Annotated in this window: 5 protein-coding genes; all 5 read left to right on the forward strand. The window is 67.8% G+C overall.

All coding sequences use genetic code 11. The annotated features are described in order from the left end of the window. The first annotated feature begins 11 nt into the window (after positions 1-11). Complete coding sequence (locus tag HHA01_RS13125; protein ID WP_141321436.1) at positions 12-2,039, forward strand: CocE/NonD family hydrolase; 2,028 nt, start codon at positions 12-14, stop codon at positions 2,037-2,039. Between the two features lie 111 nt (positions 2,040-2,150). After that, on the forward strand, positions 2,151-3,518 hold the full coding sequence (locus tag HHA01_RS13130; RefSeq protein WP_141321438.1) for an MFS transporter: 1,368 nt from the start codon (positions 2,151-2,153) through the stop codon (positions 3,516-3,518). 138 nt (positions 3,519-3,656) lie between these two features. Then, the gene (locus HHA01_RS13135; protein ID WP_141321452.1) at positions 3,657-4,148 is read left to right on the forward strand and encodes a retropepsin-like aspartic protease family protein; all 492 of its coding nucleotides are present in this window, start codon (positions 3,657-3,659) and stop codon (positions 4,146-4,148) included. A 48-nt stretch (positions 4,149-4,196) separates the two neighbouring features. Next, entirely contained in the window at positions 4,197-5,903 is a 1,707-nt protein-coding gene (locus tag HHA01_RS13140) for a VRR-NUC domain-containing protein (RefSeq protein WP_141321440.1), read from the forward strand. Then, positions 5,900-8,179 (forward strand): ATP-dependent DNA helicase, encoded by a 2,280-nt coding sequence (locus tag HHA01_RS13145; RefSeq protein ID WP_141321442.1) that lies wholly within the window; start codon positions 5,900-5,902, stop codon positions 8,177-8,179. Before HHA01_RS13140 ends, HHA01_RS13145 begins: the two co-directional genes overlap by 4 nt. The last annotated feature ends 83 nt before the right edge of the window (positions 8,180-8,262 follow it).

Genomic DNA, 8,262 nt, shown 5'->3' on the forward strand with positions numbered 1-8,262 from the left:
AGGAGGTAGGAATGCGCATTGTCGAAGACTTTCCGCGCGCGGTGCACGAGGAAGAGACCTGGATCCGCATGGCCGATGGAACCCGCCTGGCGGCGCGTATCTGGCGGCCGGTGGATGCCGAGCAGTACCCGGTGCCGGCGATACTCGAGTATCTGCCGTACCGCAAGCGCGACCTGACCGCCGAGCGTGACGTTCAGGTGCATCATTACTGGGCCGGGCATGGCTATGCCGGGGTGCGGGTGGATATCCGCGGTACCGGTGAATCGGAAGGCGTGCTGACCGATGAGTATCTGCAGCAGGAGCTGGATGACGGCGTGGCGATCATCGAGTGGCTGGCCGCTCAGCCGTGGTGCAGTGGCGCAGTCGGCATGGTGGGCATTTCCTGGGGTGGCTTCAATGGTCTGCAGATCGCGGCCATGGCCCCGCCGCAGCTCAAGGCGGTGATAACGCTGTGTTCCACCGATGATCGCTATGCCGATGATGTTCACCACATGGGCGGCTGTCTGCTGGGCGACAATCTCTCCTGGGCCTCGACCATGTTCGACGGCAATGCCTGCCCGCCGGACCCGGCGCTGGTCGGCGAACGCTGGCGCGACATGTGGCTGGAGCGCCTTGAGGGCAGCGGCCTCTGGTTGAGCAAATGGCTGGCCCATCAACGCCGCGATGACTACTGGAAGCATGGCTCGGTCTGTGAGGATTTTTCGGCGATCCAGTGTCCGGTGTATGCCATCAGCGGCTGGGCCGATGGTTACTGCAATGCGGTCTTTCGCTTGCTGGCCGGCCTGCAGGTGCCGCGCAAGGGACTCATCGGCCCCTGGGCGCACAAGTACCCCCATCTGGGCGAGCCGGGTCCGGCGATCGGTTTTTTGCAGGAGTCCCTGCGCTGGTGGGACCAATGGCTGAAGGGCAAGGAAAGCGGCATCATGGACGAGCCCATGCTGCGGGTCTGGATGCAGGAGTCGGTGCCGCCCTCGGCACGCTATGAGGTGCGTCCGGGGCGTTGGGTGGCCGAGCCGGAATGGCCATCACCGCGCCTTGTCGAGACCTCCTTCCGGCTGACCACGGGCCACGACCTGCTGCCCGAGGAGGCCGGCGAGGACGACGACACTGTGTTGACGCTGCGATCGCCCCTTTCGGTGGGGCTCTATGCGGGCAAGTGGTGCTCCTACAATGCACCGCCCGATCTGCCTCATGATCAGCGTGACGAGGACGGCGGGGCCCTGGTCTTCCAGACACCGCGGCTTGATGATCCTCTGGAGATCTGCGGCCAGCCCGTCGTCGAGCTGGAGCTCGAGGTCGACCAGCCGGTGGCCATGGTAGCCGTGCGGCTGATCGATATCGCCCCCGATGACAAGGCCACTCGCATTTCCTATGGCCTGCTCAACCTGACCCATCGCGACAGCGATGAAACGCCGGCGCCCATGGTGCCGGGGCAGCGCTATCGGGTGCGCGTCGATCTCAAGCATATTGCCCAGCAGTTTCCCGCCGGCCATGCCATTCGCCTGTCGCTGTCGACCAGCTACTGGCCGCTGGCCTGGCCATCGCCGCGCCCGGCCACCCTGACCCTGTGTCCCGGTCGCAGCCGCTTGTTGTTGCCCATGCGCCCGCCGCAACCCGAGGAGGAAGCCCGCCTGCCGGCGTTTGCGGAGCCCGAGGCCGCGCCGCCGCTGGCCAAGACGCTGCTCCAGCCGACCCAGGAGCGCTGGCAGGTGATCCGCGACCTGGCCAATGACCAGACCACCCTGGAGGTGGTCAATGACGAGGGGCGCTATCGCCTCGATGACATTGACCTGGAAATCGCGGCGCGCGTCACCGAGCGCTACAGCTACTCCTACGGCAGCTATGACAGTATCAGCGGCTGGACGGAGTGGGAGCGCAGCTTCCGCCGCGGCGACTGGCAGGTACGCACTCTGACGCGAACGCGCATGACCAGTGATGCCGAGAACTTTCGGATACGCGCCACCCTGGATGCCTGGGAGGACGATACGCGCGTCTATTCGCAGACCTGGGACGAGACGATTCCCCGCGATCTGGTCTGAGCGCCGCTGTGGCAGTATCCCCGGGTACGCTGAGCCCCTCAGTCTGCGTGGAATGGCCGCACCGCGAGCAGGCTGCTATCTTGGGCATCCTTTCTCGACAGGGATGCCGCCATGAGTTCCACGACCGCCGATGTGGCCGACAAGCCCTGGGCCTCGCGCCGGGAAATCCTCGGCTGGGCGATGTTCGACTTCGCCAACCAGGCTTATACCCTGCTCATCATCACCGTGGTGTTCGGCGAGCTGTTCACCACGGTGATCGTCGGTGATCGCGGTGATGGCTATCGGCTGGCCAACCTGCTGTGGAGCCTGGCGCTGGCCATCAGCTATCTGCTGGTGGTCGTCACCGGGCCCTTGTGTGGTGCGGTGATGGACTACCGTGCCGACAAGAAGCGTTTCCTGTTTGCCAGCTACTTGGCCACCATCGGCACCACCGCCATGCTGTACTTCGTCGAGCCAGGCTATGTGGTGCTGGGACTGGTGCTGATCGTGGTCTCCAACTACGCCTACTCCATGGGTGAGTCCTTCATCGCGGCCTTCCTGCCGGAGCTGGGGCCACCGGAGTCGCTGGGGCGTATCTCCGGCTTCGGCTGGGCGCTGGGCTATGTGGGTGGTCTCTTTGCCGCCGGCTTCACCCTGGTGGTGCTGGGCGAGACCACGGCGGAGAATTTCGAGCGCATCCGCTGGGTAGGTCCCTTTGCCGCCGCGTTTTTCCTGATCGCTGCCATCCCCACCTTCCTATGGTTGCGTGAGCGCGGCACACCGCAGCCGCCGGGTCAGCCCTATTACCGTATCGCCTGGCAGCGGGTCTCCACGACCCTGCACGAGCTGCGGCGCTTTCGTGACCTGGGGGTCTTCCTGGTGTCGCTGCTGTTCTCCATGGCCGGGGTCTACATCATCATCGCCTTCGCCTTCATCTACGGCGCCCAGGTCATCGGCTGGGACGCGGCGACGCGCAATATCATGTTCATCATCGTGCAGATCACCGCGGCGGCCGGTGCCATCGGCTTCGGCGCCATCCAGGATCGCATCGGCACCCGCGAGACCTATCTGATCACCCTGGGGCTGTGGGTTGCGGCCATCCTGGCCATCTGGGCCACGCCCCAGATGACCGCCTGGCTGAATGCGACCCTGGGGCTCGACTGGCAGGCTCAGCACGTCTTTCTGGTGGTGGGCTGCCTGGCGGGGCTCAGCCTGGGCTCCAGCCAGTCCGCCAGCCGCGCCCTGGTGGGGCTGTTCTCGCCGCGTCGCAAGGCCGCCGAGTTCTTCGGTTTCTGGGGGCTGGCCAACAAGCTGGCGGGCGTCTTCGGCATCATCGGCCTGGGGCTGTTGCAGTCGGTGGTCGGCCTGCAGGCCTCGATCCTGCTCTGTGCAGCGCTCTTTCTCATCGCCATCGCGATCTGCCTGGGGGTCGATCAGGAGCGGGGCATGGAGGCTGCTCGGCAGTGGGAAGCAGATGACGTGCAGAATTGTGAGGTGTGAGGTGTGAGGTGTGAGGTGTGAGGAGTGAGGAGTGAGGTGTGAAGAGTGAGGGGGATATGTGAGGGATGACAAGATAGCGGAGCCGTGTAGTGGCGGGAGGTGAGCTTGGCAAGTGAGACACGCCGTGCCGGCCTGGGCATGATGCTGCTGTTCTGGTTGCTGCTGATAGGTCTGGGCACCTGGTGGTGGCAGGGCTGGCTGCAGGAGCGCGAGAACCCGAACGCCGATCTTGCGCAAATGGCCACTGGCGGCCCCCTGACCCTGGAGCGCAACCCGGCGGGGCACTTCGTCGCCACCGGACGGATCAATGGTGAGCCCGTAGAATTCCTGCTGGATACCGGCGCCACCTATGTGGCGGTGCCCGCCGAGCTGGCCGATCGGCTCGATCTGGAGCGCCAGCGCGAAGTCTGGTTCTCCACCGCCAATGGCCGCGCCCGGGGGCATCTGACCACCCTGGACGAGGTCGGCCTGGGCGGGCTGACGGCCAGCGAGGTGCGCGGCTCGATCAGCAAGGGGCTGAGCGGCGAGCAGGCGCTGCTGGGCATGAGCTTTCTGGGGCGCTTCGATATCGCCATCAGCGGCGAGCGGATGACGCTGCAGGTACCCACAGGGTCAGCCGCTGACGGTTGAATACCCGGGCGAGTGTGGCCCGCTGCGCCAAGCTGTTAATATGTATGCATGAACAGTACCTCCGCTGACCGCGTCTCGGCCTCGCTGGATGACCCGCGCTATTACCTGAGCAACTTCCAGTTCGTGCTGGACTGGGTGGCCGCACGCCATCATGACCTGCTCGATGACGCCGAGCTGGCCTTTCTGCGCGACTTCCCGCAGCTGCCGGTGGCATCGCGCGCCCTGCTGGTCCGCATGGTGATGCGCCGCGGCGAGGTGTTTCGGCTCTCGCGTCTCGATTATGCCGAGATCGGTGATACCACGGCGGCCCTGGCACCATTGCAGCAGGCCGGCTGGGTCGAGGCGGACCCCGAGTGCGAACTGAGCGAGCTGTTTCGCCAGTTGCGCCTGCCCGAGCTGCGCCAGGCGCTGGCCGACGAGATGGCCGCCGCCGGCGTCTCACGCTCGGCGAGCAAGGCGGCTCTGCACGAGGCCCTGCAGGCCCGATTGACCCGACCGCGGCCGCTGAGCGAATGGTGGCCACAGGCACCGGATCGGCTGGTGCGTGTGACGGTGATGCTGCTGTGCGATCGGCTGCGGCTGATGTTCTTCGGCAACCTGCGCCAGGACTGGGCCGAGTTCGTGCTCACCGAACTGGGCATGCAGCGCTTCGAGAGCGTGGCCTTCGATGCCGCCTCGCGGGCCTTCGGCCGACGCGCCGAGGTCGATGAATACCTCTTCCTGCACCGTCTGCGCGAACGCCTCGACGCGGGCGAGAATTCGGTCGCGCTGGGCGAGACGCTGGCCGAGTCGCCCAGCGCCGAGGCGTCCGCCAATGCCTGGCTGGCCAGTCGGCGCGCGCGCCTGCTGGTTCACCTGGGGCGTGAAGCCGAGCGTCAGGGGGAGACACAGGCCGCCCTCGGGCTCTATGCCCGTGCCGGCGACGGTGAGGGGCGCATTCGCCGGTTGCGGCTGCTGGAGCGTTGCGGCGAGCATGCCCGGGCGCATGCGTTGCTCGAGCAGGCCGGCGAGGTGGGGGAGCGCGAGGCTCAGGCCCTGGCACGATTGCGCACGCGGCTCCGCCGCCGACTCGGGCTGACGGCCGAGCCGACGCCTCGCGAGGCCAGCCCCGAGAGGCTCGACCTGACCCTGCCGCCCACCGGCGAGCGCGTCGAGCTGGCGGTGGTCGCGCACCTGTCCTCGCCCGAGGCGCCGGTGTACTACGTGGAAAATGCCCTGATCGGCGGGCTGTTCGGCCTGTTGTGCTGGGAAGTCTTGTTCGCGCCGCTGCCGGGAGCCTTCTTCCATCCCTTCCAGAGCGCCCCGGCGGATCTGGGCCGCGAGGACTTCGTGGCGCGTCGTCGCCAGCGTTTCGAGGCCTGTCTGGCCGAGCTCGACGATGGCCGCTACCGCCACACCATCGCCCGGCACTGGCAGACCAAGCAGGGGCTGTCGGCCACCTTCCTGCACTGGGAGCGCCTGAGCTGGCCGCTGATCGAACAGGCCCTCGACTGCCTGCCCGCCGCGCATCTACGTGCCTGCTTCGAGCGCATCCTGGCGGACCCGCGGGTCAACCGAAGCGGCCTGCCGGATCTGATCCAGTTCTTGCCGGACGGGCCGGCGCCGCACTATCGGCTCATCGAGGTCAAGGGGCCGGGCGACCGTCTGCAGGACAATCAGCGCCGCTGGCTGAGCTTCTTTCAGGCCCGGCGGATGCCCGTGGCGGTTTGCCATGTTGGGTGGCAGAAAGGCGTCGGCTGGCAGGAGGCGCCATGAGTCGCGAGGCGGACGGGGCGGCGCCGGGTTACCGGGTTGCGGTGCGCACCCTCTGCGAGTTTACCGCGCGTAAGGGCGATCTCGATTACCGCTTCACGCCGGCGCCCAGTGCGCGGGAAGGCATCGAGGGTCATGCGCGGGTCGTGGCGCGTCGCGGGCCGGACTATCGCGCCGAGGTGCCGCTGGCCGGCGTGGTCGAGGGCCTGCAGCTGGCCGGGCGCGCGGATGGCCATGACCCCCGGCGCGGTGAGCTGGAAGAGATCAAGACCCATCGCGGCGATCTCTCGCGCATGGGCGAGAACCAGCGCGCCCTGCACTGGGCCCAGGTCTCGGCCTATGGCGCCCTGTTGTGCGAAGCCGAGGCGCTCGAGCGCGTGACCCTGGTGCTGGTGTATCTGGATGTGGTCAGCGGTGCCGAGACGCGGCTGACCCGTGACGCCGAGGCCGGCGAGCTGCGCGACTTCCTGGCCGGCCTGTGCCGGCAGTTCCGCGACTGGGCCGAGCAACAGGCCGCGCATCGCCAGAGTCGCGACCGGGCACTGACCGCGCTGGCCTTTCCGCATGCCGACTTTCGCCCCGGCCAGCGCGCCCTCGCCGAGGATGCCTATCGCGCGGCCGCCAGCGGACGCTGCCTGCTGGCCGAGGCGCCCACCGGCATCGGCAAGACCCTGGGGGCGCTGTATCCCAGCCTGATGGCCATGCCGCGTCGCGGCATCGACCGGCTGGCGTTTCTGACCATGAAGACGCCGGGACGCCGTCTGGCGCTGGATGCCCTGGCGGCTCTCGGCGCCGCTGCCGAAGCCGCGGACCGCCTGCCGCTGCGGGTCCTGGAGCTGGTAGCACGCGACAAGGCCTGCGAGCATCCGGACCTGGCCTGCCATGGCGAGGCCTGCCCGCTGGTGCGGGGCTTCTATGACCGCTTGCCGGCGGCGCGTCAGGCCGCCGTCGAACAGGGCTGGCTCGACCGGGAAGGCCTGCGCGAGGTGGCGCTGGCGCATCAGGTCTGCCCGTATTATCTGGGGCAGGAGCTGGCGCGCTGGAGCGATGTGCTGATCGGCGACGTCAACCACTACTTCGATGATAGTGCCCTGATTCACGGCCTGGCCCAGGCCGATGACTGGCGGCTGGCGCTGCTGGTCGACGAGGCCCACAACCTGGTGGAGCGGGCCCGCGGCATGTATAGCGCGGCGCTGTCCCAGAAACGCCTCAATCGACTGCATCGCCTATCGCCGCCGGCCTTGAAACGGCCACTGGGCAGCCTGGTACGCCGCTGGCGCGAGCTGCTGCGCGAGCAGCCCGATGTGGAGTGGCAGGCGCTGGCGTCGATCCCCGAGGGCTGGCTGGGTGCCCTGCAACGCGCCGTCTCGGCGGTGGGCGACTACCTGGCCGAGCATCCTGAGGGTGGCGATCCGAGCCTCCGGGAGTTTCTGTTCGAGGCGCTGGCCTTTGCGCGTCTCGCCGAGCGCTTCGGCGAGCATTCGCTGTGCGAGCTGCGGCGTGCCGGCCAGGGCCAGGCCGTCATGGCGATTCGCAACCTGGTGCCCGCAGACTTCCTGCGCTCCCGCTTTGCCGCGGCCCACTCGACGATGCTGTTCTCGGCCACGCTGAGCCCACCCGCGTATCACCGCGACCTGCTCGGTCTGCCCGACAACAGCGTGGTGCGTCGCGTGGCCTCTCCCTTCATGGCGGAGCAGCTGGAGGTGCGCTGCCGGGCGGATATCTCGACGCGCCTCAAGGATCGTGACGCCTCGCTCGGCCCCATCGTCGAGGAGCTGGCGGGGCAGTATCGCCGTCAGCCCGGCCACTACCTGGCCTTCTTCAGCAGCTTCGCCTATCTGGAAGCGGCTCGGGCTCGACTGGAGGCGGTGTACCCCGAGGTGCCGTTGCGCGCCCAGCAGCGCGGCATGAGCGAGGCCGAGCGCGATGCCTTCCTGGCCGGTTTCAGCCCCGAGGGCAGCGGCATCGCCTTTGCGGTGCTCGGCGGCGCCTTCGCCGAAGGCATCGACCTGCCGGGCGAGCGCCTGGTGGGCGCCTTCGTGATCACTCTGGGCCTGCCGCCCTTCGACCCGCTCAACGAGGCACTGAAGCAACGCCTGCAGGCGCGCTTCGGCCGCGGCGACGACTACGCCTACCGCGTGCCCGGCATGATCAAGGTGGTGCAGGCCGCCGGCCGGGTCATCCGCGGCCCGCAGGACCGTGGCGTGGTGGTCTTGATGGATGACCGCTTCGCACGGGCGGAGAATCGGGCGTTGTTGCCGGACTGGTGGGGTTTATAGGCTTTGAGCTACGAGCTACGAGCTACGAGCTACGAGCTACGAGCTACGAGCTACGAGCTACGAGCTACGAGCTACGAGCCGGG

The organism is Halomonas halmophila (assembly GCF_006540005.1).
Classification (GTDB): domain Bacteria; phylum Pseudomonadota; class Gammaproteobacteria; order Pseudomonadales; family Halomonadaceae; genus Halomonas; species Halomonas halmophila.

Coding starts and splice junctions, on each gene's coding strand:
- HHA01_RS13125 (WP_141321436.1), top strand. CDS start 12: ATGCGCATTGTCGAAGACTTTCCGCGCGCGGTGCACGAGGAAGAGACC.
- HHA01_RS13130 (WP_141321438.1), top strand. CDS start 2,151: ATGAGTTCCACGACCGCCGATGTGGCCGACAAGCCCTGGGCCTCGCGC.
- HHA01_RS13135 (WP_141321452.1), top strand. CDS start 3,657: ATGATGCTGCTGTTCTGGTTGCTGCTGATAGGTCTGGGCACCTGGTGG.
- HHA01_RS13140 (WP_141321440.1), top strand. CDS start 4,197: ATGAACAGTACCTCCGCTGACCGCGTCTCGGCCTCGCTGGATGACCCG.
- HHA01_RS13145 (WP_141321442.1), top strand. CDS start 5,900: ATGAGTCGCGAGGCGGACGGGGCGGCGCCGGGTTACCGGGTTGCGGTG.